Below are 22,083 nucleotides of genomic sequence, written 5' to 3'. Positions count from 1 at the left end.
AACAACAATTTCGATTGAGCACTTTGAGGACAACAACAATGATTATTTACGGTGTGGCGTTTTTGGCGCTCTGTACGTTGGCCGGCCTGTTCGTCGGTGAGCTGCTGGGCAAATGGATGGGCATTCCGGCCAACGTCGGCGGGGTGGGTATCGCCATGTTGCTGTTGATCGGGCTGGGCAGTTACCTCGCCAAGCGCGGCTTGTTTACCGGTAAATCGGAGCAGGGCGTGAGCTTCTGGGCGGCCATTTATATCCCGATCGTGGTGGCCATGGCTGCCCAGCAAAACGTCTACGGTGCAATCAGTGGCGGCCCGATGGCGATTCTGGCTGGGGCACTCGCGGTGGTGCTGGGCTTTGCCCTGGTGCCAGTGCTGATGCGCATCGGCAACCGTGAGCCAAGCGCGGTTGTTCCCACCAAAGAAGCCGGGTGATTGCCATGTACGAATCGATGATGAAAGTGATCACTGGCTACGGCCTGATCAGTGGCTTTGCGGTAATCGGGCTGACCATGTGGGTCTCTTACTGGATCTGCGACACCTTCACCAAAGGCCGCCTGCACGGCTCGGCCATCGCTATTTTGTTGGGGCTGGTGCTGTCTTACGTGGGCGGTGCGTTTACCGGTGGCTCCAAGGGGGTGGTGGATATTCCGTTTTTGTCGGGTATCGGCCTGCTGGGCGGGGCGATGCTGCGCGACTTTGCCATTGTTGCCACGGCGTTTGGCGTGAGTGTCGATGAGCTGAAACGGGCAGGATACGTCGGTGTATTGGCGTTGTTCGTGGGCGTGGGCTCATCGTTCATCGCGGGCGTCGGGGTGGCCATGGCGTTTGGCTACACCGATGCCGTGAGCCTGACCACCATCGGCGCCGGCGCCGTGACGTACATTGTCGGCCCGGTGACCGGTGCGGCGATTGGCGCCAGTTCCGAAGTGATGGCACTGTCGATTGCCGCCGGGTTGATCAAGGCCATTCTGGTGATGGTGATGACGCCGTTCGTTGCCCCGCTTATCGGCCTGAATAATCCGCGCAGCGCGGTGATTTTCGGCGGGCTCATGGGCACCTCCAGCGGTGTGGCTGGCGGCTTGGCGGCAACCGACCCGAAACTGGTGCCTTACGGTTGCCTGACCGCGGCGTTTTATACCGCGTTGGGCTGTTTGTTGGGGCCTTCGCTGTTGTTTCTGATCATGCGCGGGTTGGTGGGTTAGCGCCCCGATTGGCATACATCCGACACTCCGCCAACAGCGCGAGCAAGTTAGGGTCGCGCTCCTTGGCCTTCAAGAACACCACGCCAATCTGCTGCTGCAACCGATACCGTGGTTGCAGCGGTATCAGCTTCACGCGGTTCTCATACACCGCCGCAATCCGCCCCGGCAGCAGTGCATAACCCACCCCTGAACTGACCATGCTCAGCAGCGTAAAGATGTCATTCACTTGCATCGCCACCTTTGGCTCGAACCCCGCCTGCTTGAACACCCGGTTGCCGTCCTGATGGGTGGCAAAGCCCTGGGTGAGGGTGATGAACGTGGCGTCGCGGACGTCGGCCAGGTCAATTTCCTGCTCGCGGTCGAATGGTGATTCGGCGGGAGTGGCGAGGAAGATGTCGTCGGTAAACAGCGCGATCTGTTCGCAGTCGGGCTCGTTGGCGTGCTCATCCAGGGAGATGAGGATCGCGTCCACCTCCATGTTCTTGAGCTTGTAGAGCAGGTCGAAGTTGGAGCCCAGGATCAGGTCGATGTTGAGTTCGCTGCGACGGATTTTCAGGCCCATGATCAGCTGTGGCACGGTTTTCACCGTGAGCGAATACAGCGAGCCGAGCTTGAAGCGTTCGGCGGAGAAACCAGCGGCCTCGCGGGTCAGGCGCACACTGTCGACCACATCGGCCACCAGTTTCTGTGCACGCTCTTCCAGTACGTAGGCGCTTTCCAGCGGGGTGAGGTTGCGCCCTTCGTGTTTGAACAGCGGGCAGCGCAGCGCATTTTCCAGTGAGTGGATGGCGCGGTGCACGCTGACGTTACTGGTTTGCAGCTCGGCGGCGGCGCGGGCCAGGTTGCCGGTGCGCATGAACGCCAGGAAGATTTCGAGCTTTTTGAGGGTGAATTCTTCGTCGATCAGCATGGCCGTAGGCTCTTGTTCGAATGCCGACAATTGTGCCCGCAAAACCGCCCGGCGTCGCCGGAACGTCATAAGCCGCTTGCACTCTGATGCGCAAGGCTGGACGCTTGCCTGCCAGTCGTTAACGCTTACGGGAGGGCAGTGACAGATGTACCACGGGGAACGATTCAACGCCTGGAGCCATTTGCTCGGTGCAGTCGCGGCGTTTGTAGGCGCAGTGTGGATGTTGGTGGTGGCGAGCCTGGATGGCAGCCCCTGGAAGATCGTCAGCGTGGCAATTTATGGTTTTACGCTGCTGGTGTTGTACAGCGCGTCCACCGTGTATCACAGCGTGCAGGGCCGCCGTAAAGAAATCATGCAGAAGGTTGATTACTTTTCGATCTACCTGTTGATCGCCGGCAGTTACACGCCGTTTTGTCTGGTGACCTTGCGAGGGCCGTGGGGCTGGACGCTGTTCGGCATCGTGTGGGGGCTGGCGGTGATCGGCATCCTGCAAGAGATCAAGCCGCGCTCCGAGGCGCGCATCCTGTCGATCGTGATTTATGCGGTGATGGGCTGGATCGTGCTGGTGGCGGTCAAGCCGCTGATCGCCGCGCTGGGCACGGCAGGGTTTACCTGGCTGGCGGCGGGTGGGGTGCTGTACACCGTCGGCATCATATTTTTTGCCTTGGAGGACCGCCTGCGGCACTCCCATGGGATCTGGCATTTGTTTGTGATTGGCGGCAGCCTGCTGCACTTTGTGGCGATCATGCATTACGTGCTCTAACAGACAACACATTTGATCCTCGTTGTTTTGAAAATCGGCTTTTCACAGCCGTTCCAGCAGCTCTCGGGCGCGGTGGCCGAAAATCTCCAGCAGATTAGCCAGCATATGCGGCGGCGGTTCATCGGCGCGGGTCAGGGCGTACAGCGTGATCGGCAGCGGCGGAGTGAGCGTGCGGATGCAGGTGGCGGCGGTCGAAGCACCGAGCGCGGTGAAGGGGTCGATCACCGTGAGGCCGGCGCCGGATTCCACCATCGCACGGGCCAACGAGTAGGTTTGTACGGAGATCGTCACTCTTGGCGGCGGGTCGACGTTTTCCAGGTAGCTGTCGAGTTTTGCCGCCAGCGGGCCGGCGCTGGAAAGACCTATCAGCGGCGTGCCCGCCAGATCAGCCAGGGGCAGCGGGTTGCTCAGCTCGGCATCAGACCAATAGCCTTTGGACGCCAAGGCCACCAACACCCCGTTGGCCAGCACTTGCGTGGTCAGCCCTGGATGGCCAGAGAAGTTGAGCGTCAGCGCCAAGTCAATCTCACGCATCAGCAGCTTCTGCACCAGCTCGCGGCTGTGGTCGCTGGACAACTCGCAGGCCATGTCCGGGTAGTCGCGTTTCCACTCCAGGATTGCTGGCGGCAGCAGTGACAGGGCCAGCGCCGGGATCGCGCCGATGCGCACACTCTGGCCCGGTTCACGGCGCAAACTCTTGGCCAGGCGCCGTACGCCTTGCAGGCTTTCGGTGACTTTCTCCACTTCGCTTTCCAGCGCCAGGGCTTCCGGCGTGGGCTGCAACTTGCCGCGCACGCGCAGAAACAGCGGGAAGCCCAGTTGCAATTCCGCGTGCTGCAACACCTTGGTCACCGCCGGTTGTGACACATGCAGCAGTTGCGCGGCGGCGCTGACGGAGCCGGTCTGGCGGATGGCCTGGAAGATTTCGATATGACGCAGGCGCATGGCAGGTCCATAACCTTTATTTATAGGTGACCCATCTTTATTCATTGTCGGTGGCCTGTCACCTGCCCCTAGGCTTGAGGCCTCTTGATTAAACGGCGGGCGGCGGGAATGGTGCACATTATTGGGGGTGGGGTGATTGGTCTGGCCAGTGCGTATGCGCTGGTGCGCGCGGGCCACGAGGTGACGGTGATCGACGTGCGCGAGACCCTGGGCAGTGAAACCAGTTTTGCCAATGGCGGGCAGTTGTCCTATCGCTACGTGGCGCCGCTGGCCGATGCCGGCGTGCCGCTTCAGGCCATCGGTTGGCTGTTGCGCGGTGACTCGCCGTTAACGCTGCGCCCACGCCTCGACCCTCAGCAATGGCGCTGGATGGCCGCGTTCCTCGGCGCCTGTCGTCGCTCGGTGAACAAACGCAATGCCGCCCACCTGCTGCGACTTGCCTCCCTGAGCCAGGACACGTTGCAGCAATGGCGCGAGGATGATCATCTGGACGGCTTCCACTGGCGGCGCAACGGCAAACTGCTCACCTTCCGTAAACCCAACTCCTTTGCGCATGCCCGCAGCAAGGTCACCGATATCCTTCAGCAGCAGGTGCTGTCGGCCGCCGATTGCGCACGCCTGGAGCCGGCGCTGGCGGGCGGTGGTTTTGTCGGTGGGATCTACACGCCGAATGAGGAGGTGGCGGATTGTCATGCGTTCTGCCAGCGCTTGGCGGCGCGGCTTGAAGCGTCCGGCCGCTGCCGCTTTTTGCTGGGGCGCAAGGTCACTGGCATTCGCCACGCTGGCGGTGGGGTGCAGGCTATCGAACTGGGCGCAGAGGTGATGCCGGTCGAGCATCTGGTACTCGCGGCCGGGTATCGCAGCGCGGAGTTGGGTGTGCCGCTGCCGCTGTACCCGCTCAAGGGTTACAGCCTTAGTGTGCCGATTGGCGCGCAGCACCAGGCGCCGAAGGTGAGTATCACCGACTACGACCGCAAGATCGTCTATGCGCGCCTCGGCGAACAACTGCGGGTGGCGGCCATGGTGGATATCGTCGGCTTCGACGCCAGCCTTGAACCCAAGCGCCTGGCGCTGATGAAACGCCAAGCGCTGGAGACATTTCCTTTGGCGGGCGATTACGCCGATGCGGTGGAATGGGCTGGTATGCGCCCGGCCACCCCGACGGGCGTGCCGCTGATTGGGGCCAGTGTCTATCCCAACCTGTGGCTGAACCTGGGCCACGGTGCACTTGGCTTTACCCTGGCGTGCGGCAGCGCCCAGTTGCTGGCTGAGTTGATCGGGCAACACGCGCCATCTATTGATATGCAGGGCCTTGCGCCCCAGGCTGCTTGAATGTTCACAACCCCAAGACCAACGGAGAATAACAATGAAAAAAATCCTGTTGACCGGCTGCACCCTGGCGCTTTTGCTGGGCGCACACGCCCATGCGAACCAAGCGCCGTTGGACGGCACGCTGGGCAAGATAGCTAACGCCAAGTCCATCACGTTGGGCTATCGCGATGCGTCGGTGCCGTTTTCCTACGTCGGGGATAACAGTGGCAAGCCCATGGGCTATTCGGTAGAGCTGGCAAACAAGATCGTCGAGCGCATTCAGCAGAAAACCGGAGTGGCGAAGCTTAATGTGAAGTACAACCTGGTGACTTCGCAGACCCGTATCCCGCTGGTGCAGAATGGCACAGTCGACCTGGAATGCGGTTCTACCGGGGTGACGGCCGAACGGCAGAAGCAGGTGGCGTTTTCCTACGGGTTTATCTACGTGAAGGGGCAATTGCTGACGGCCAAGGACAGTGGCATCCAAGGCTTTGCTGATCTTGCGGGCAAGAACGTGGTGACCACCGCGGGTACCACCAACGAGCGTTTCCTCAAAAGCTACAACGCCGACCACAAGGCCAATATGTTTGTGATCAGTGCCAAGGACCATGGCGAAGCCTTCAAGATGCTCGAGACCGGCCGTGCAGCGGCGTTCTATATGGATGACGCGTTGCTTTACGGGGAGCGCGCCAAGGCAAAGGACCCGCATAACTGGGTGGTGGTGGGGAAGGAGCAGTCGCGGGAAATCTACAGCTGCATGGTGCGCAAGGACGACCCGCAGTTTCTTGCGGTGGTTAACGAGACACTGGCTGATCTGTACCGAAGCGCAGAGATCAACGCGATTTACCAGCGCTGGTTTGAATCACCGATTCCGCCCAAGGGCTTGAACCTGGAATTCCCGATGACCAGTGAATTAAGGGCGATTATTGCCAAGCCGGTGAGTGACCCTGTGGAGTAAGGGGGTAACCCGATCCAACGGTGGGCGCTGGTAAGCCAGCTCCCACCGTTTTGATTGGGTTTGCAACGGAAGAGGGTTAAAAGTCGCCCCACAGTTGTTGGGCGACGGCCAGAGCCACTACCGGCGCCGTTTCGGTGCGTAGCACCCGCGGGCCGAGGCGGGCGGCGTGGTAACCGGCGGCTTGCGCGGTTTCGACTTCCTGGTCGGTCAGCCCACCCTCAGGCCCGATCAAAAACGCCAGGCTTGATGGTTTGGCATGGCTGATCATCGGTTCAGCCACGGGGTGCAGCACCAGCTTCAAATCCGCCTCGGTCTGCTTCAACCAGTCCGCCAGCAACAGTGGCGGGTGAATCACCGGTACCGTCGAGCGCCCACATTGCTCGCAGGCGCTGATGGCCACCTGGCGCCAGTGCAGCAGGCGTTTGTCGGCGCGTTCATCCTTGAGGCGTACTTCGCAGCGGTCGCTGAAAATCGGCGTGATCGCGTTGACCCCCAGTTCGGTGGCTTTCTGAATCGCCCAATCCATGCGCTCGCCCCGGGACAGGCCCTGGCCCAGGTGGATATGCAGCGGTGATTCGGTCTGACCAGCAAAGCGCTCCGTGAGTTGCACGGTGACACGTTTCTTACCGACTTCCAGCAAGTTGCCGAGGAACTCCTGGCCGGAGCCGTCGAACAGTTGCACAGCATCGCCTTCGCCCATGCGCAGCACGCGGCTGATGTAATGCGCCTGGGCTTCGGGTAATTCGTGGTCGCCGAGGCTCAGCGGGGTGTCGGTGAAAAAGCGGGACAGTCTCATTTCTGTTCTCTGGAAAAGTTGGTTAGGCAATCAACCTGGATCGCGGAAGCCCGGGTGGAAGTCTTTTGGCACAGCGACACTGACGTTGCTTTTGGTGGCGATGTCGATCCCTTCACTGGCGACTTCAGCCAGGAAGTCGATCTGCTCCGGCGTAATCACATACGGCGGCAGGAAATACACCACGCTGCCTAATGGTCGCAACAGCGCGCCACGTTCCAGGGCGTGCTCGAACACTTTCAAGCCACGGCGCTCCTGCCACGGGTAAGCGGTCTTGGTGGCTTTGTCCTGGACCATCTCGATGGCCAGCACCATGCCGGTCTGACGCACTTCCGAAACGTGAGGGTGGTCCACCAGGTGCGCGGTGGCGGTCGCCATGCGCTGGGCCAGAACCTTGTTGTTTTCGATGACGTTGTCTTCTTCGAAAATGTCCAACGTCGCCAGCGCCGCCGCGCACGCCAGCGGATTGCCGGTGTAGCTGTGGGAGTGCAGGAACGCGCGCAATGTCGGGTAGTCGTCGTAGAAGGCGTCGTAGACGTCATCGGTGGTGACCACGGCGGCCAACGGCAGGTAACCGCCCGTGAGCGCCTTGGACAAACACAGGAAGTCCGGGCGGATACCGGCCTGCTCACAGGCGAACATCGTTCCAGTGCGGCCGAAGCCCACGGCGATTTCATCGTGGATCAGGTGCACACCGTAGCGGTCGCACGCTTCGCGCAGCAGCTTGAGGTACACCGGGTGGTACATGCGCATTCCGCCGGCGCCCTGGATCAGCGGTTCTACGATGACGGCGGCGACGGTGTCGTGGTTGTCCGCCAGGGTCTGTTCCATGGCCAGGAACATGTTGCGCGAGTGTTCTTCCCAGCTCATGCCCTCGGGGCGAAGGTAGCAATCCGGGCTGGGCACCTTGATGGTGTCGAGCAGGAGCGCCTTGTAGGTCTCAGTAAACAGCGGCACGTCGCCCACCGACATCGCGGCGATGGTTTCGCCGTGGTAGCTGTTGGTCAGGGTGACGAAACGCTTTTTGTCAGGCAGGCCGCGGTTGAGCCAATAGTGGAAGCTCATTTTCAGCGCGACTTCGATACACGACGAACCATTGTCGGCGTAGAAGCAGCGTGTCAGGCCTTCAGGCGTCATCTGCACCAGGCGTTCGGACAACTCGATCACCGGCTGGTGGCTGAAACCGGCGAGGATCACGTGCTCCAACTGATCGACCTGGTCCTTGATGCGCTGGTTGATGCGCGGGTTGGCGTGGCCGAACACATTGACCCACCAGGAACTGACGGCATCCAGGTAGCGCTTGCCTTCGAAGTCTTCCAGCCACACCCCTTCACCGCGCTTGATCGGGATCAGCGGCAATTGCTGGTGGTCTTTCATCTGGGTGCAGGGATGCCACAGCACCGCAAGGTCGCGTTGCATCCACTGGTTGTTCAAGCCCATCGTTATCTCCTCGAAGCGGTCCTGCGGCGTGCGCAGGTAAAACAATCGCGCAAGCCTATGCAATGGGCGGCTGTGTCACAAGACATTACCTGTGAATGGGGTGTAAACGCAGGACGGTCTGTCACGTTTCTTCTGGATAGTCCTTAATCCATTGTTAATTTACTCTTCATACCCTCAAGATCGTATTTCTCGATATTTCAAAGCAGAATTTTCCGCTTTAATTCGATAGGTAAATCGCTAGTCTTGGGCGCAGCTACTACGGGATTAAGTACATGCAGTTACGCAATTCACCGGCCCGCTATGGCTGGGTCAGCATGGTTCTGCACTGGGGCGTGGCCTTGGTGGTATTCGGCCTGTTCGCTCTGGGCTTATGGATGGTCGGCCTCGACTACTACAGCGCCTGGCGCAAAGAGGCACCGGACCTGCACAAGAGCATTGGCATCACGCTGTTCGCCATCATGCTGGTGCGTATCGTCTGGCGCTTGGTCAGCCCGCCACCACCGCCCTTGACCAGTTACAGCCGCATGACCCGCATGGGGGCCGCGTTTGGCCACGCATTCCTGTATCTCGGGTTGTTTGCCGTGATGATCGCCGGTTACCTGATTTCCACCGCAGACGGTGTCGGTATCCCGGTGTTTGGCCTGTTTGAGATTCCTGCCGTGGTTTCCGGACTACCGGACCAGGCAGATAATGCAGGCTTGGTGCATCTGTACCTCGCTTGGGTGTTGGTGGTCTTCGCCGGTTTGCATGGCGTGGCTGCGTTGAAACACCACTTTATCGATCGTGATGTGACCCTCACGCGAATGCTGGGGCGCAAAGCCTGATGTTCAACCTCGACTCACAAGGAATAGAAAGCATGTTGAAAAAGACCCTCGCCGCTCTGGCAATCGGTACTGCCCTGCTGTCCGCAGGTCAGGTGATGGCTGCTGACTACAAGATCGACAAGGAAGGCCAGCACGCCTTCATCGACTGGAAAATCAGCCACCTGGGCTACAGCTACATTCACGGCACCTTCAAGGATTGGGACGGTACGTTCAGCTGGGATGCGGCTAAGCCAGAAGCCAGCAAAATCGCAGTCGACGTGAAAACCGCCAGCCTGTGGTCGAACCACGCAGAGCGTGACAAGCACATCGCCAGCAAAGACTTCCTGGACGTTGCCAAGTTCGCCGACGCCAAGTTCGTCTCCACCGCTGTTAAGTCCACCGGCGCGAAAACCGCTGACGTGACTGGCGACCTGACTTTCCACGGCGTGACCAAACCTGTGACCTTCAAGGCCACGTTCAACGGCGAAGGCAAGGACCCGTGGGGCGGCGAACGTGCTGGCTTCAACGCCACCACCACGCTGAACCTGAACGACTTCGGCATCAAAGGCCCAGGCCCGACTTCCCAGACGGCAGACCTGGAAATTTCGCTGGAAGGTGTTAAGCAAAAGTAATTTCTGCCCGTGCACAAAAAAACCGGATCTCAGGGTCCGGTTTTTTTATGCCTGAAATGTCGTCAATAGCGGTAGATCAGTCACTTTAATGTTGGCAGGGATATCGCTATCGCAGGCAAGCCAGCTCCCACAGAAAAGCTCATTGAATGTTGCGAAGTCAAAAAAAATGCCCCGCATCAAGCGATGCGGGGCATTTTTATGAGGCGTCTAAAATCAGCGGTTGCGAGTCAGCAACGCTGGTTTTTCACCACGAGGGCGGCCTGGCAGTTGATCCAACTGCTCAGGTGTCGGGAAGCGATCCACTTTCGACTCCTTGTGGATGATCTTCGGCGCCGGGCCACCACGCGGGTTCTGCACGGCCGGTTCGGACGAGCGAGGCTGGTCGTCACGGGCTGGGCGGCGGTTGTTGTTACGCGAGTCTTCGCGACGGGCTTGACCGTCACGCGGTGCGCCATTTCGCGGGCCGCTGCGCTTGGCAGGTGGCGTGCCGGTGGTACCGCCGCTGCTGTTACGCGGGCCGTTCTGACGACCGCCCTGAGGCTGGCCGCCACGTGGCGCGCCCGAACCGGTGCCTGCACCTGCACCCGGAGCTTGCCCACCTGGGCGACGGCCACGACCTTGGGCGGGTTTTGCCTGAGGTACGTAGTCAGCGCGGTTACCGAAGTTATCGATATCGTCGTCAAGGAACTCGTCTGGGGCGCGATCAGCAGCGGCGCGTGGCGGCTGGCTCGGCTGGCGCTGTTCGCGGGCCGGGGTACCTTCACGGGGCTTTTGCTCGCGGGCTGGGCGCTCGCCACGGCCGTTGGTTGGCGCTTTTTCCTTGCCGCCTTTGTCTTTGCCCTTGTCGCGACGACCACCGCCACCGCCGCCGCCGTTCGGGCCATCGCCCTTCGGACCGCGTGGGTTGCGTGGGTTACGCACGTCTGGGCGCTCGCGCGCTTCAGGCTTCTCAGCTTCCACGGCGCTGGAATCGAAGCCCATCAGGTCGCCGTCGGCGATTTTCTGCTTGGTCATGCGTTCGATGCTTTTCAGCAGCTTTTCTTCGTCCGGTGCAACCAGGGAAATGGCTTCACCCGAACGACCGGCGCGGCCGGTACGGCCGATACGGTGCACGTAGTCTTCGTCGACGTTTGGCAGCTCGAAGTTGACCACGTGTGGCAACTGGTCGATATCCAGGCCGCGAGCGGCGATATCGGTGGCAACCAGGATGCGTACGCTACCGGCCTTGAAGTCGGCCAGGGCTTTGGTGCGCGCGTTCTGGCTCTTGTTGCCGTGGATGGCGACGGCGGTGAGGCCGTGCTTGTCCAGGTACTCGGCCAGACGGTTGGCGCCGTGCTTGGTGCGGGTGAACACCAGCACCTGTTCCCACGCGCCGGCGGTAATCAGGTGGGCGAGCAGCGAACGCTTGTGGCTGGCGGCCAGGCGGAATACGCGTTGCTCGATACGCTCGACCGTGGTGTTCGGCGGCGTGACTTCGATGCGCTCCGGGTTGTGCAGCAACTTGCCGGCCAGGGCGGTGATGTCCTGGGAGAACGTTGCCGAGAACAGCAGGTTCTGACGTTTGGCCGGCAGGCGGGCAAGGACCTTTTTCACGTCATGGACAAAGCCCATGTCGAGCATGCGGTCGGCTTCGTCCAGCACGAGGATTTCCACGTGGGACAAATCGACGCTGCCTTGGCCGCACAGGTCGAGCAAACGACCTGGGCACGCCACCAGCACGTCTACACCACGGGACATGGCCTGAACCTGTGGGTTCATGCCAACGCCGCCGAAGATGCAGGCACTGACGAACTTCAAGTCGCGGGCATACAGCTTGAAGCTGTCGTGCACCTGGGCGGCGAGTTCGCGGGTTGGGGTCAGGACCAGTACGCGCGGTTGGCGCGGGCCGTGACGCTGGGATTTGTCCGGGTGACCGTTGGGGAACAACCGCTCCAGAATCGGGAGGGCGAAACCGCCGGTTTTACCAGTACCTGTCTGAGCCGCAACCATCAGGTCGCGACCTTGCAACACGGCGGGAATGGCCCGCTGTTGCACCGGAGTAGGCTCGGTATAGCCCGCTGCCTCGATGGCGCGGACTAAAGCCTCGGAGAGACCGAGGGAAGCAAAGGACATGAGTAATCCTGTTTTAGTTAGGGCTTGGCCCAAAGGGATAATCTTGCCGGGCGTGAATGGCGCTTAGGGGAGCGCAATCCCGTCCGGTCCTGCTGCGTCTGGCGGGCACTCCATCGGCTCGCGCGGGCTAAAAGCTGCGCAGTAGCGGGGTTGGGTGCCTTTTTCAAGACCTCAGCGGCCGGGCGTAAGCCTGGCGGAAAGGCCGGAGTATAACAGAGCAATCACCGCGCGCTGCTTTCCTGCTGCTCAACGGTGCGTCCAGCCCCCGTAATCGCTTGGATTCCACCATATTTTGCGCTCAAGGCGGTGTAGGCGGGCTCTTGCTTGAAACGTTTAAGTTCTGCGGCGAAGCGTTGCACCAGCAGGTCCATGCCCGCGCCACGGCGCACGGCGAGGTACTGCTGCTGGCGGCTGACCACTGCTGGCGCCTGGCTGACCTTGCCCTCCAGGTCCAGTGCCTTGATCACATGCTGACCCACCCGGCGATCGGTGATCAGCAGATCGATGCGCCCGAGCATCAATTTGCCGAAGTTGGCCTCATGACTGGGGGCAGCTTCGCGGTTGAACAGGGTCGAATCGCTGAATTCTGCGCCGTACAGGTAGCCCGGTGACGTGCCGACGGTAAGGCCGCGAAGCGCTTCAAGGCTTTGGGCGGGATGAGGGCGCTCATTGGCGTAGAACAGCACGAACTCCACCTCCGACAGCGGTTCGCTGGGGTAGAGCAGCAAGGCATCGCGCTCATGGCTGTGGAAAATGTCCAATGCGCCATCGGCCTGTCCCTGGTCGAGCATCGCCAGGCAGCGCTTCCAGGGCAGGAATTGCCATTGCACCTCGACCCCCAGGCGCTGGAACACGATGACTGTGGTTTCGTAGTCCAGCCCCTGCATGCTGCCGTGTTCCTCATACACGTAGGGTGCCCAGGGCTCGGTCACAATGCGCAATTTCTCGCCATAAGCGGCCAGGCTCAGGCAAGTAAAAAGGGCAGCGGTCGCAAGCTTCAAAATGATGCGCATGCCCTGAGATTACGACGCTCCTGCATTAAAGAGAAGCTCTGGCGCACACATCTGCGAACGATGCTATTTGGCCTCTGAGGTCATCAGGTGTTCGTAGATGGCTGCGCGCCGCTCGCCAAGTATCAGGCGCACCAGGGGGTTGGCGAACCAGTGCTCCAGTTGGTGCGCGTCGACCGGGCATTTCTGGCGTTCTTCCTGATTCTGCCGGGCCTTGTCCCACCAAACCGTGCCACATGCCTGGTCGAATTCGTTTTCGTGCTCGTAGCAGCCGTAGAGAATCTCGCGGATAAATTGCTGCTTGCGCTTGGGCAGGGCCAGGGTGATCAGCTTGTACACCATGCGCTGCAGGCGCGGCGGGCGTGGCAGGTGGGCGGATACCTTGCGGGTATCGGCCAGTGCCACGGCGCTGGTGGGGGCGGCGCCGTGCTTGGCGACCCACGCCAGGACCTTGGCGCGGAACAGCTGTTTGCGGCTCCAGTAGTGGTGGATCAGGTCCGGGCACTGGCGTACGTTGACCTTGCGGTAGGCGGCAACCGACAGGCAGAACTCTTCCAGAGTGTAGGCTCCGTGGGCCATTGGGAACAGTTCGTCCATCAGCTCAATGGAATGATCCAGCAACGGCGCGTCTTGCCGGGTCAGGCCCATGACGCCGGAGTTGAGCAGCCACATATCGTCGTCGGCCACGCCTTTGTCGGCCAGGTAGTTGGCCAGGGCCTTGTACAGCACACTTTCGCGGTTATCGCCGTACTTGGCCTGGAAGGCATTGCACAACAAGGTGCCGGGGGCGACGCGTTCGAACAGTGCCATGGGCGAGTCGTGGAAAAACGTGTCGGTGTCGATCAACAGCGCCTGTTCCGCCGTTTCAAGCACGTGGCGCAGCAGCACGTGTTTGGTTCGAAAATGGTAGCCGTGGGGCTCGCTCCACTGTTTGCGCGTGGCTTCGTCCAGTGCGTGGACCTGCACCGGCAACCCCACGTAGGGCGCCGGGTTGTCGCTGAACACCTGGATGTCCAGCGGCATGTCCTTGGCACCGCCCAAATGGGACAGCGCGCTGGCGATGCTGAATACGGCTTCCTGATGGTAGGTCTCGGCGCCGAATACCAGGTAAACCAACTGCGGGCGAGGTGTCGAGGACGCTGTATTCATTTACTGCGGGCTTCCATTCCAAGGATTTTTGAACAAAAAAGGCCCCCGTATGAACGAGGGCCTGGATGCTACTCAAACGACCTCAGCGCGGCAGCTTGAGGTTGTTCCAGATCGCAAGGCTCGGCTCAGCCTGGTTAAGGGTATAGAAGTGCAAGCCTGGCGCGCCACCTTGCAACAATTCTTCACACATATTGGTGATGACCTCTTCGCCGAACGCCTGGATGCTCTTGACGTCATCGCCATAGGCTTCCAGTTGTTTGCGCACCCAGCGCGGAATCTCGGCACCGCAGGCGTCGGAGAAGCGCGCCAGCTTGCTGTAGTTGGTGATCGGCATGATGCCCGGTACAATCGGGATGTTCACACCCATGGCCTGTACCCGCTCGACGAAGTAGAAGTAGCTGTCGGCGTTGAAGAAGTACTGGGTGATTGCGCTATTGGCACCGGCATTCGCTTTACGGACGAAGTTTTGCAGATCGTCTTCGAAATTGCGTGCCTGCGGGTGCATCTCCGGGTAAGCCGCCACTTCGACATGGAAGTGATCGCCGGTTTCTTCACGAATGAAGCTCACCAGGTCATTGGCGTAGCGCAGCTCACCGCTGGCCATGCCCATGCCGGACGGCAGGTCGCCGCGCAGGGCAACGATGCGCTTGATGCCGGCTGCCTTGTATTGAGTCAGCAGGCCGCGCAGGTCGCTCTTGCTGTCGCCCACGCACGACAAGTGCGGCGCGGCGGGAACTTTGACTTGGCTTTCCAGCTGCAACACGGTGTTGATCGTGCGATCACGGGTCGAGCCACCCGCGCCGTAGGTGCAGGAAAAGAAGTCGGGGCTGTAGCTGGCCAACTGCGTAGCAGTCGCCATCAGTTTTTCATGCCCAGCATCGGTCTTGGTCGGGAAGAACTCGAAGCTGTAGCGACGGTCTTGGGACATGGAGGAGGTCTCCAGCTGCAAGTTGCAAGCTTCAAGCTGCAAGAGGGCGGCGCGCCTGTTCTTGTAGCATGAAGCTCACAGCCCACAACTGCTTAAAGAGCAAGGAAGTAGCAAGCCTTCACACAAACGCTTTTACTTGCCGCTTGTAGCTGAAAGCTTGCCGCTGCTGTCAGTACCTATAAGCGTGCGGCTTGAACGGACCTTCAACGGTCACGCCGATGTAATCGGCCTGGGTCTTGGTCAGTTGAGTCACGACGCCGCCGAAGCCGCGGACCATTTCCAGGGCCACTTCTTCGTCGAGTTTCTTCGGCAGTACTTCCACGGTCAGGCGCTCGGCTTTCTGGGCTGGCGACAGGTCGGCGTACTTCTGGCCGAACAGGAAGATCTGCGCCAGGACCTGGTTGGCGAACGAGCCGTCCATGATGCGGCTTGGGTGGCCGGTGGCGTTACCCAGGTTAACCAGACGGCCTTCGGCCAGCAGGATCAGGTAGTCATCGTTCTGCGGGTTGAAATCACCAGCGCCGGTACGGTGAACCTTGTGCACCTGCGGCTTCACTTCTTCCCATGCCCAGTTCTTGCGCATGAAAGCAGTGTCGATCTCGTTGTCGAAGTGACCGATGTTGCAGACAACGGCGCGCTTCTTAAGGGCTTTGAGCATGTTTGCGTCGCAAACATTCACGTTGCCGGTGGTGGTCACGATCAGGTCGATCTTGCCCAGCAGGGCGTTGTCGATGCTTGCTTCGGTGCCGTCATTGACGCCATCGATGAACGGCGAAACCACTTCGAAGCCGTCCATGCAGGCTTGCATGGCGCAGATCGGGTCAACTTCGGAGACTTTAACGATCATGCCTTCCTGGCGCAGGGACTGGGACGAGCCCTTGCCCACGTCACCGTAGCCGATCACCAGGGCTTGCTTACCCGACAGCAGGTGGTCAGTGCCGCGCTTGATGGCATCGTTCAGGCTGTGACGGCAGCCGTACTTGTTGTCGTTCTTGCTCTTGGTCACCGAGTCGTTGACGTTGATGGCCGGGATTTTCAGCTCGCCCTTGGCCAGCATGTCCAGCAGACGGTGTACGCCGGTGGTGGTTTCTTCGGTTACGCCGTGGACGCGGTCGAGGATCTGCGGGTACTTCTTGTGCAGCAGCTCGGTCAGGTCGCCGCCGTCGTCGAGGATCATGTTGGCATCCCAAGGCGCGCCATCTTTCAGGATGGTTTGCTCCAGGCACCACTCGTACTCTTCTTCGGTCTCGCCTTTCCAGGCGTAAACCGCGATACCGGCAGCAGCGATAGCGGCAGCGGCCTGGTCTTGAGTCGAGAAAATGTTGCAGGACGACCAACGCACTTCCGCACCCAGGGCAACCAGGGTTTCGATCAGCACGGCAGTCTGAATGGTCATGTGGATGCAGCCGAGGATCTTGGCGCCTTTGAGTGGCTGCTCAGCAGCGTACTTGCGACGCAGGCCCATCAGGGCAGGCATTTCGGATTCGGCGATAAAGGTTTCGCGACGGCCCCAGGCGGCGAGGGACATGTCGGCGACTTTGTAGTCGGTGAAATCTGCAGGCGTGTTGACAGCGCTCATGAAGAGCCTCCATTCGTAGTGTGCGAATGGGCGCCGTTGTGCGTTTAGTATCAGGCCGAATAAACCAGGCCGGACAACGCCCCATCCGAGCCTGACAGGTTGAACCTGCTGCAGCGCCCCTCGGACAGGTGGCGGGAGAACGGTGGTGGCCGTTCGAAATCAGGACGATTATAGCTTTCTTTGTCTGGTGAGTGGCAAGGGGCAGCTACAAGCGACAAGCTACAAGCGGCAAGTAAAAGCGAATTGGCTTTTAACTTGCAGCTTGCAGCTTAAAACTCGAAGCTGGGGGCCATAACCCAATCGTCCAACCCCCTCAACGTCGGAGCCCCCCCCATGAACTTTCATACCCGCAAATGGGTAAAACCCGAAGACCTCAACCCCAACGGCACCCTGTTCGGCGGCAGCTTGCTGCGCTGGATCGACGAAGAAGCGGCGATCTACGCCATTGTGCAATTGGGCAATCAGCGCGTAGTGACCAAGTACATCTCCGAAATCAACTTCGTGAGTGCCTCGCGCCAGGGCGACATCATCGAACTGGGCATCACCGCCACCGAGTTCGGCCGCACCTCCATCACCCTGACCTGTGAAGTGCGCAACAAGATCTCCCGCAAAAGCATTCTGACGGTCGAGAAAATGGTCTTCGTCAACCTCGGTGAAGATGGGCAGCCTGCACCTCACGGCCGCACCGAGATCAAGTACGTGAAGGATCAGTTTCAGGACGACGGCCTTCCCGAGTAACCACGCCGCGGTTTGATTTGCTTTACCAAATCATTCCGCATGGATCGTTGCGCGGCGCGCTCATCACTCAGGACCACACCCTGTAGAGAGAGCCCGTGGATGAAAGTGTTTAATTCGATTGCGCAGATTCATCCCTCATTGAGTGAGAAGGGTCATTTCCCGGCCCATCAAGCTGAGAAGACGCCTCTGGTGGAGGGGGTTGGCAAGCGCAACCTGACGCTCCTGCGTGATAACCAGGGACGGGTGGAGGTGATTTTATCGGCACCGCCCGTCACGAGCTTGGTGCTCAGTGGTGGTGGGGCCAAGGGCATCGCTTTTTCGGGGGTGGTGCAGGCACTTGAGGGCGCCGGACAGCTGCAAGGTATCCAATCGACCTCCGGCTCATCTGCTGGTGCGATTTCAGCGGCGCTGATTGCCAGCGGAATGAGGGCTGCGGCGTTCGACAGGTTGTCGGACAGCATCAATTTGCCAAGCCTGTTGAACAGCAGCGATGCCGTGACGGCCTGGATGCAAGAGGCCAGTACGGCACTTGGCAAACTCACTGGCCGCTTGCCCGGCTCCGTCGGCGCGGTTTCTCAGTTGTTGATGACCTTGCTGCCGCGCTTGCAGACTGAAGCCTTGCCCCTGGAAGATTTGATCCGCAACGAGTCGCGCCAGTCGATTCTTGGCCACATCGCGCAAACCCCTGGGGAAACCCGACCCGCCGAAGTCATCGACATTGCTGACAAACTGAGTGCCGGTGGCGGCCCCACGTTTGGTGATCTCGAGGTGTTGAGCCGGCATATTCCTGCGATCAAGCAACTCAATATCACGAGCACCGGCATGTTTGCCGGCCGCCCGCAGTTGGTGGTGTTCAATGCCAGTCTGACCCCGCAGATGGACATTGCCAGGGCGGCGCATATTTCGGGTGCGCTGCCGATGGTGTTCAAAAAGCCGGTGGAGCAAGGTCATGGTTTCCAGGCGTCAGCTGAAACCACCGCGTTCAAAGACGGCGGCTTGCTGCTCAATACCCCGGCGCCAGGCGTGGTGGAAAGGTTATTTCCTGACAGCCCCTTGAACAAATCTGAATCGTTGATCGTCAAGTTCGAGGCTGGCATCACTGATGCGCCAGTGCGCAGTAGGCGTTTTTTCAGCCGTGTGGCCGACCGCATTACAGGCGTTGCGCATTCGGCCGCTGGCGCCTTTCAAGATAAAAAGCTCGAAGCGTTTGCCGATCAGATTGTGACATTGCCCCTCAAGACCGAAAAAGGTGACTTTCGTGGCCTGCTCACGGGCACAGTCAACTTCACTATGCTGCATGAGCAGAAGCAACACCTGCAGGCAAAGGCGCGTCAAGCGGTGGAGGCACATTTGGAGCGTCGCACCACGGCACTTGAGCATCACGCGTTCCATTCGCTGGATGAGGCAGTGCTGGCCATGGATGATGAAATGCTCGCCAGTGTGCAACCGACGCTGCACAAGGACCCGGCCGCTGCTGATGTCCTCATGTTTCGAAAGAGCGCGCAGCAGGTGTTGAAAACCCTGGATGACGCGATTGGCGAGGCCAATCAGTCACAGGCCGCGTTGGTGTTCACGCCGAAAATATCAACGGCATTGCGTAATCTGAATGCGCTCGCCAAAAGGCCTGAGCAGATCGATTGGTTGGCGCGGCGCCTCAATGTTACAGGCCAGCGCAATTTCCAGCAGTTGCTGCAAGTGGCGGCCAGACAGATCGCAAGCGATGCAGTGCCGATGTCCAACGTCATCGGCGGCGCTGTCGCCGAGATGAAACTGCGTGACATAGCGATGAAGGCTGAGAACTTCACACGGGAAGTCATTTATCCCTCGTTGTTTCGGCTGGGCCAACCCGAGTCCAACGTGGAACTGTTGCACCGCGCAGCTCAAGACATAGCGTGGGCGAACACGCCCGCCGAATTCAACCGGGTGCTCGATACCCTCAGTGGCAGCTACAAAGCGCGTAACAAACCCTGGGACAAGGCGTCCGGCTCGACCACTGTGGAGATGGCAAAGGCCTGGCGTGTGCAGGTTTAGTTGCTTGGCCATTGAACAGCCACTGTGGCGGCGTGTCGTAGCTACAAGCACCCCTTGGACTCTGGATAATCATGGCCACTGACGAATCAGGCAAAACCCCTAATCTGTCGCAGGAAGAGCAACAGGACGTCGACAAAAACCAACCGCCCCGTGCGGCGGTGCTGCATGAAATCATCCGCACTCAGGGCGACCAGGAGCTGGAGCGCAATGTGGCTGCGTTGTGGTGGTCGGCGTTGGCGGCTGGCCTGACAATGGGCCTTTCATTGATGGCGATGGGGCTACTCAATTCGCGCCTGCCGGACGGCGAAGGATTCAAGGTTATTGCCAGCTTCGGCTACTGCGCGGGCTTCCTGGCGGTCATTTTGGCGCGCCAGCAACTGTTCACCGAAAACACGCTGACCGCTGTGCTGCCCGTGATGAGCAAGCCCACCCTCGGCAACGCGGGGCGCCTGTTAAGGCTATGGACCGTGGTGCTGGTGGGCAACCTGTGTGGCACTTTGCTGGTGGCTTACGTGATGTTGCACCTGCCGATCTTTGACACCAAGACCGACATGGCCTTCCTCGACATTGGGCGCAAGGTCATGGAAAACGATGCCGGCCAGATGTTTGCCAAGGGCATCATCTCCGGCTGGATGATCGCCACCATGGTCTGGATGATCCCCTCCATGGAAAGCGCCAAGATGTTCATCATTATCCTGATCACCTATCTCATGGCGCTGGGGGACTTCACTCACATCGTCGTGGGTTCGGCAGAGGTCTCGTATCTGGTATTTGCAGGCGAGTTGCCGTGGAAGGATTTCTGGTTGGTGTTTGCCGGGCCGACCCTGGCCGGCAACATCATTGGTGGCAGCTTTATCTTTGCGCTGATCAGTCACGCGCAGATTCGCAGCGAAGGCAGCCTGGCGGGCAAGAAAGCTGCGGACCCGAGGCATCCGCAGCAGATCAACAAGGATCAGTGAGCGTCAGGCGTAGCCTGGGGCTCGTCACGTAGAACCTTTCCAGGCGCTACGGTTCATAGCGGTAGGGTGCGGCCAGATGTTTTTAGTGCTAAAACTCTAATCGCTGTTTAAAACTAAAAAAGGAATGAGTCATGACGGTCGCTTTCTGGTGTGTGTTGATCGCAATTTTTCTGCCTTACCTGTGTACCGGCGTGGCCAAGTTCAGCGGCGGAAAGTTTCGGCCGCGCCACAATCACGACCCGCGTGCATTCCTCGAGACGCTCGAGGGGGTTGCCAAGCGAGCCCACAGTGCACAACTCAACAGCTTTGAAGTCACCCCGGCATTTGCGGCGGCGGTCATTGTCGCGCACCTGGCCGGCACGGCTGAATTGGTGACCATTAACGTGCTGGCCGTGCTGTTTATCACCAGCCGCTTGTTGTACATCATTTGCTACCTGGCGGACTGGGCAATGCTGCGCTCGGTGGTGTGGGCGGTGGGCATGGCGTTGATTGCGAGCTTCTTCTTTATCTCGATCTAACGTTTGACGCGAATCCTCCTGTGGGAGCGAGCAAATCCGCTCCCACATCTTCAGTGTCTGTCAGCTTCCGACAGGTGCATCCGGCACTTGCGGCAACGCTGCGCCCTTGGGCCACAGCATCCAGATCTGGCCTTGCTGTTTCATATTGCCCGCCAGTTCACCGGCTGCATCGCCGGTGCCCCAGAACAGGTCCGCGCGCACTTCACCGGTGATTGCACCGCCGGTGTCCTGTGCGGCCACGGGTCTCGTGATCGGCGAGCCATCCGGCTTGGTGGTCGACAGCCACAACAGAGTGCCCAACGGAATCACCTTGCGATCCACTGCTACGCTGTAGCCAGGGGTCAACGGCACGTTCAAGGAGCCGCGCGGGCCTTCATTGCTATCGGGGCGGGCGCTGAAGAACACATAGCTCGGGTTACTCGCCAGCAGTTCCGGAATACGCTGCGGATGCGCCTTGGCCCAGGCGCTGATGGCACCCATGGTCACGTCTTCTTTCTTCAACTCGCCTTGCTCCACCAGCCAGCGACCGATCGGGCGGTAAGGGTAGCCATTCTGGTCGCCATAACCGACACGAAGTTGGCGTCCGCCCGCCAGTTGAATCCGGCCCGAGCCCTGGATTTGCAGGAATTGCAGGTCCATCGGGTCTGTCAGCCAGGCAATCGGTTTGGCGGTTGAACCCTGGCCGTTGATGGCGCTGGCATCGTCATAGGGCTTGAGTACGCGACCTTCCAGACGACCGCGCAGGCGCTTGCCCTTGAGCTCGGGGTAGATGCTTTCCAGGTTGACGATGATCAGGTCGTCCGGCACGCCGTACACCGGCACGTTGGCTTTGGCGGTCTTGGTCAGGCTGCCGGGGTAGACCGGTTCGTAGTAGCCAGTGATCAAACCGTTCGGGGTGTTGTCGGCCGAGCGCAGGCCGAACACATCCAGGCGCTCTTTTAGAAACCCGCGCACTGCCACTGCGTTGCTCGGGACCGTGGCGGCTGCCGCACAGGTCGCGCCCCATACCGGGTCTGCCTTGAGGCGTTGGCAGGCGCTGCGCCAGGATTCAAAACCGGCCAGCAGGTCGCTGTCGGATACTGTCGGCAAGGCTTCCCACGGCGCACTGACATAGGTGGCGACGGCGTGAGGCTTGGAAGTTTCATCCTTGGCTGTTTCTTTGCCCGCGTCGCAGCCGGCCAGCAGCGCGATCATCGGTAGAGCCCACGCCAGGCGGCGGCTCCAGGGTTTCAAGCTGACATTCATACAAACAATTCCTGAAGCGATTGCCCGCGTCGCAGCGCTTTTGGGCAACCCTTATTAA

21 protein-coding genes and 1 riboswitch are annotated in these 22,083 nt (G+C 60.0%); of the genes, 11 read left to right on the top strand and 10 right to left on the bottom strand.

Going from position 1 to position 22,083, the window contains the following annotated elements; translation table 11 throughout:
• The first annotated feature begins 38 nt into the window (after positions 1 to 38).
• Together madL and madM are read left to right on the top strand one after the other, a co-directional pair.
• Positions 39 to 431: a malonate transporter subunit MadL gene (gene madL / locus AACY36_RS03375; protein WP_339415282.1), complete on the top strand. Its 393-nt coding sequence runs from the start codon at positions 39 to 41 to the stop codon at positions 429 to 431.
• 5 nt (positions 432 to 436) lie between these two features.
• Positions 437 to 1,201, top strand: a complete 765-nt coding sequence (gene madM / locus AACY36_RS03370) for a malonate transporter subunit MadM (protein ID WP_339415283.1) — start codon at positions 437 to 439, stop codon at positions 1,199 to 1,201.
• Here madM and AACY36_RS03365 read toward each other — a convergent pair.
• Positions 1,179 to 2,111: a LysR family transcriptional regulator gene (locus AACY36_RS03365; protein WP_339415284.1), complete on the bottom strand. Its 933-nt coding sequence runs from the start codon at positions 2,109 to 2,111 to the stop codon at positions 1,179 to 1,181. The two genes, madM and AACY36_RS03365, sit on opposite strands and share 23 nt — an antisense overlap.
• A 145-nt stretch (positions 2,112 to 2,256) precedes the next feature.
• Here AACY36_RS03365 and trhA point away from each other — a divergent pair, with 145 nt between their 5' ends.
• A complete protein-coding gene (gene trhA / locus AACY36_RS03360; protein WP_339496746.1) occupies positions 2,257 to 2,874 on the top strand; it encodes a PAQR family membrane homeostasis protein TrhA in 618 nt (205 codons plus the stop codon).
• 42 nt (positions 2,875 to 2,916) lie between these two features.
• Here the strand turns inward: trhA and AACY36_RS03355 are convergent, their stop codons facing one another.
• Positions 2,917 to 3,819 (bottom strand): LysR family transcriptional regulator, encoded by a 903-nt coding sequence (locus AACY36_RS03355; RefSeq protein ID WP_339496745.1) that lies wholly within the window; start codon positions 3,817 to 3,819, stop codon positions 2,917 to 2,919.
• Between the two features lie 108 nt (positions 3,820 to 3,927).
• Here AACY36_RS03355 and AACY36_RS03350 point away from each other — a divergent pair, with 108 nt between their 5' ends.
• Both AACY36_RS03350 and AACY36_RS03345 read left to right on the top strand, forming a co-directional pair.
• Positions 3,928 to 5,151 carry a D-amino acid dehydrogenase gene (locus tag AACY36_RS03350; RefSeq protein ID WP_339496744.1) on the top strand — a complete coding sequence of 408 codons (1,224 nt, stop codon included), beginning with the start codon at positions 3,928 to 3,930 and terminating at the stop codon, positions 5,149 to 5,151.
• A 34-nt stretch (positions 5,152 to 5,185) separates the two neighbouring features.
• The gene (locus AACY36_RS03345) at positions 5,186 to 6,088 is read left to right on the top strand and encodes a transporter substrate-binding domain-containing protein (protein WP_339415288.1); all 903 of its coding nucleotides are present in this window, start codon (positions 5,186 to 5,188) and stop codon (positions 6,086 to 6,088) included.
• Positions 6,089 to 6,164: 76 nt separating this feature from the next.
• Here the strand turns inward: AACY36_RS03345 and AACY36_RS03340 are convergent, their stop codons facing one another.
• Positions 6,165 to 6,884: a 16S rRNA (uracil(1498)-N(3))-methyltransferase gene (locus AACY36_RS03340; RefSeq protein WP_339415289.1), complete on the bottom strand. Its 720-nt coding sequence runs from the start codon at positions 6,882 to 6,884 to the stop codon at positions 6,165 to 6,167.
• Between the two features lie 30 nt (positions 6,885 to 6,914).
• The gene (locus AACY36_RS03335) at positions 6,915 to 8,321 is read right to left on the bottom strand and encodes an adenosylmethionine--8-amino-7-oxononanoate transaminase (protein WP_339427658.1); all 1,407 of its coding nucleotides are present in this window, start codon (positions 8,319 to 8,321) and stop codon (positions 6,915 to 6,917) included.
• Between the two features lie 272 nt (positions 8,322 to 8,593).
• On the opposite strand from AACY36_RS03335, the gene AACY36_RS03330 reads away from it, so the two are divergent.
• Together AACY36_RS03330 and AACY36_RS03325 are read left to right on the top strand one after the other, a co-directional pair.
• Positions 8,594 to 9,145, top strand: a complete 552-nt coding sequence (locus AACY36_RS03330) for a cytochrome b (protein ID WP_339415291.1) — start codon at positions 8,594 to 8,596, stop codon at positions 9,143 to 9,145.
• Between the two features lie 32 nt (positions 9,146 to 9,177).
• Complete coding sequence (locus AACY36_RS03325) at positions 9,178 to 9,756, top strand: YceI family protein (RefSeq protein ID WP_049711142.1); 579 nt, start codon at positions 9,178 to 9,180, stop codon at positions 9,754 to 9,756.
• 213 nt (positions 9,757 to 9,969) lie between these two features.
• Here the strand turns inward: AACY36_RS03325 and AACY36_RS03320 are convergent, their stop codons facing one another.
• The 5 genes from AACY36_RS03320 to ahcY form a co-directional block, all read right to left on the bottom strand.
• Positions 9,970 to 11,868, bottom strand: coding sequence for a DEAD/DEAH box helicase (locus tag AACY36_RS03320; RefSeq protein WP_339493216.1), 1,899 nt, complete (start codon positions 11,866 to 11,868; stop codon positions 9,970 to 9,972).
• A gap of 221 nt (positions 11,869 to 12,089) precedes the next feature.
• The gene (locus AACY36_RS03315) at positions 12,090 to 12,881 is read right to left on the bottom strand and encodes a substrate-binding periplasmic protein (RefSeq protein WP_339427659.1); all 792 of its coding nucleotides are present in this window, start codon (positions 12,879 to 12,881) and stop codon (positions 12,090 to 12,092) included.
• A 63-nt stretch (positions 12,882 to 12,944) separates the two neighbouring features.
• Positions 12,945 to 14,027, bottom strand: a complete 1,083-nt coding sequence (locus tag AACY36_RS03310) for a hypothetical protein (protein WP_339415294.1) — start codon at positions 14,025 to 14,027, stop codon at positions 12,945 to 12,947.
• A gap of 82 nt (positions 14,028 to 14,109) precedes the next feature.
• Positions 14,110 to 14,955: a methylenetetrahydrofolate reductase [NAD(P)H] gene (gene metF / locus AACY36_RS03305; protein ID WP_339415295.1), complete on the bottom strand. Its 846-nt coding sequence runs from the start codon at positions 14,953 to 14,955 to the stop codon at positions 14,110 to 14,112.
• Between the two features lie 169 nt (positions 14,956 to 15,124).
• Entirely contained in the window at positions 15,125 to 16,534 is a 1,410-nt protein-coding gene (gene ahcY / locus AACY36_RS03300; RefSeq protein ID WP_339415296.1) for an adenosylhomocysteinase, read from the bottom strand.
• Between the two features lie 21 nt (positions 16,535 to 16,555).
• A riboswitch (S-adenosyl-L-homocysteine riboswitch) is annotated at positions 16,556 to 16,662 on the bottom strand.
• Positions 16,663 to 16,867: 205 nt separating this feature from the next.
• On the opposite strand from ahcY, the gene AACY36_RS03295 reads away from it, so the two are divergent.
• The 4 genes from AACY36_RS03295 to AACY36_RS03280 all read left to right on the top strand — a co-directional run bounded on the left by AACY36_RS03295 (position 16,868) and on the right by AACY36_RS03280 (position 20,780).
• Positions 16,868 to 17,272 carry an acyl-CoA thioesterase gene (locus AACY36_RS03295; protein ID WP_339415297.1) on the top strand — a complete coding sequence of 135 codons (405 nt, stop codon included), beginning with the start codon at positions 16,868 to 16,870 and terminating at the stop codon, positions 17,270 to 17,272.
• Positions 17,273 to 17,371: 99 nt separating this feature from the next.
• The gene (locus AACY36_RS03290) at positions 17,372 to 19,303 is read left to right on the top strand and encodes a patatin-like phospholipase family protein (RefSeq protein ID WP_339415298.1); all 1,932 of its coding nucleotides are present in this window, start codon (positions 17,372 to 17,374) and stop codon (positions 19,301 to 19,303) included.
• A 71-nt stretch (positions 19,304 to 19,374) separates the two neighbouring features.
• On the top strand, positions 19,375 to 20,262 hold the full coding sequence (locus tag AACY36_RS03285) for a formate/nitrite transporter family protein (protein WP_339415299.1): 888 nt from the start codon (positions 19,375 to 19,377) through the stop codon (positions 20,260 to 20,262).
• Positions 20,263 to 20,393: 131 nt separating this feature from the next.
• Entirely contained in the window at positions 20,394 to 20,780 is a 387-nt protein-coding gene (locus AACY36_RS03280; RefSeq protein WP_339415300.1) for an MAPEG family protein, read from the top strand.
• 60 nt (positions 20,781 to 20,840) lie between these two features.
• Here AACY36_RS03280 and mltA read toward each other — a convergent pair whose 3' ends face one another.
• Positions 20,841 to 22,025: a murein transglycosylase A gene (gene mltA / locus AACY36_RS03275; protein ID WP_339415301.1), complete on the bottom strand. Its 1,185-nt coding sequence runs from the start codon at positions 22,023 to 22,025 to the stop codon at positions 20,841 to 20,843.
• Positions 22,026 to 22,083: the final 58 nt, after the last annotated feature.

It is taken from the genome of Pseudomonas sp. EA_15y_Pfl1_P101 (assembly GCF_963970835.1).
GTDB classification, from domain to species: Bacteria; Pseudomonadota; Gammaproteobacteria; order Pseudomonadales; family Pseudomonadaceae; genus Aquipseudomonas; species Aquipseudomonas tritici.
Note: the sequence above shows the minus strand (reverse complement) of the source record. Positions and strands in the feature narration are given on the sequence as shown.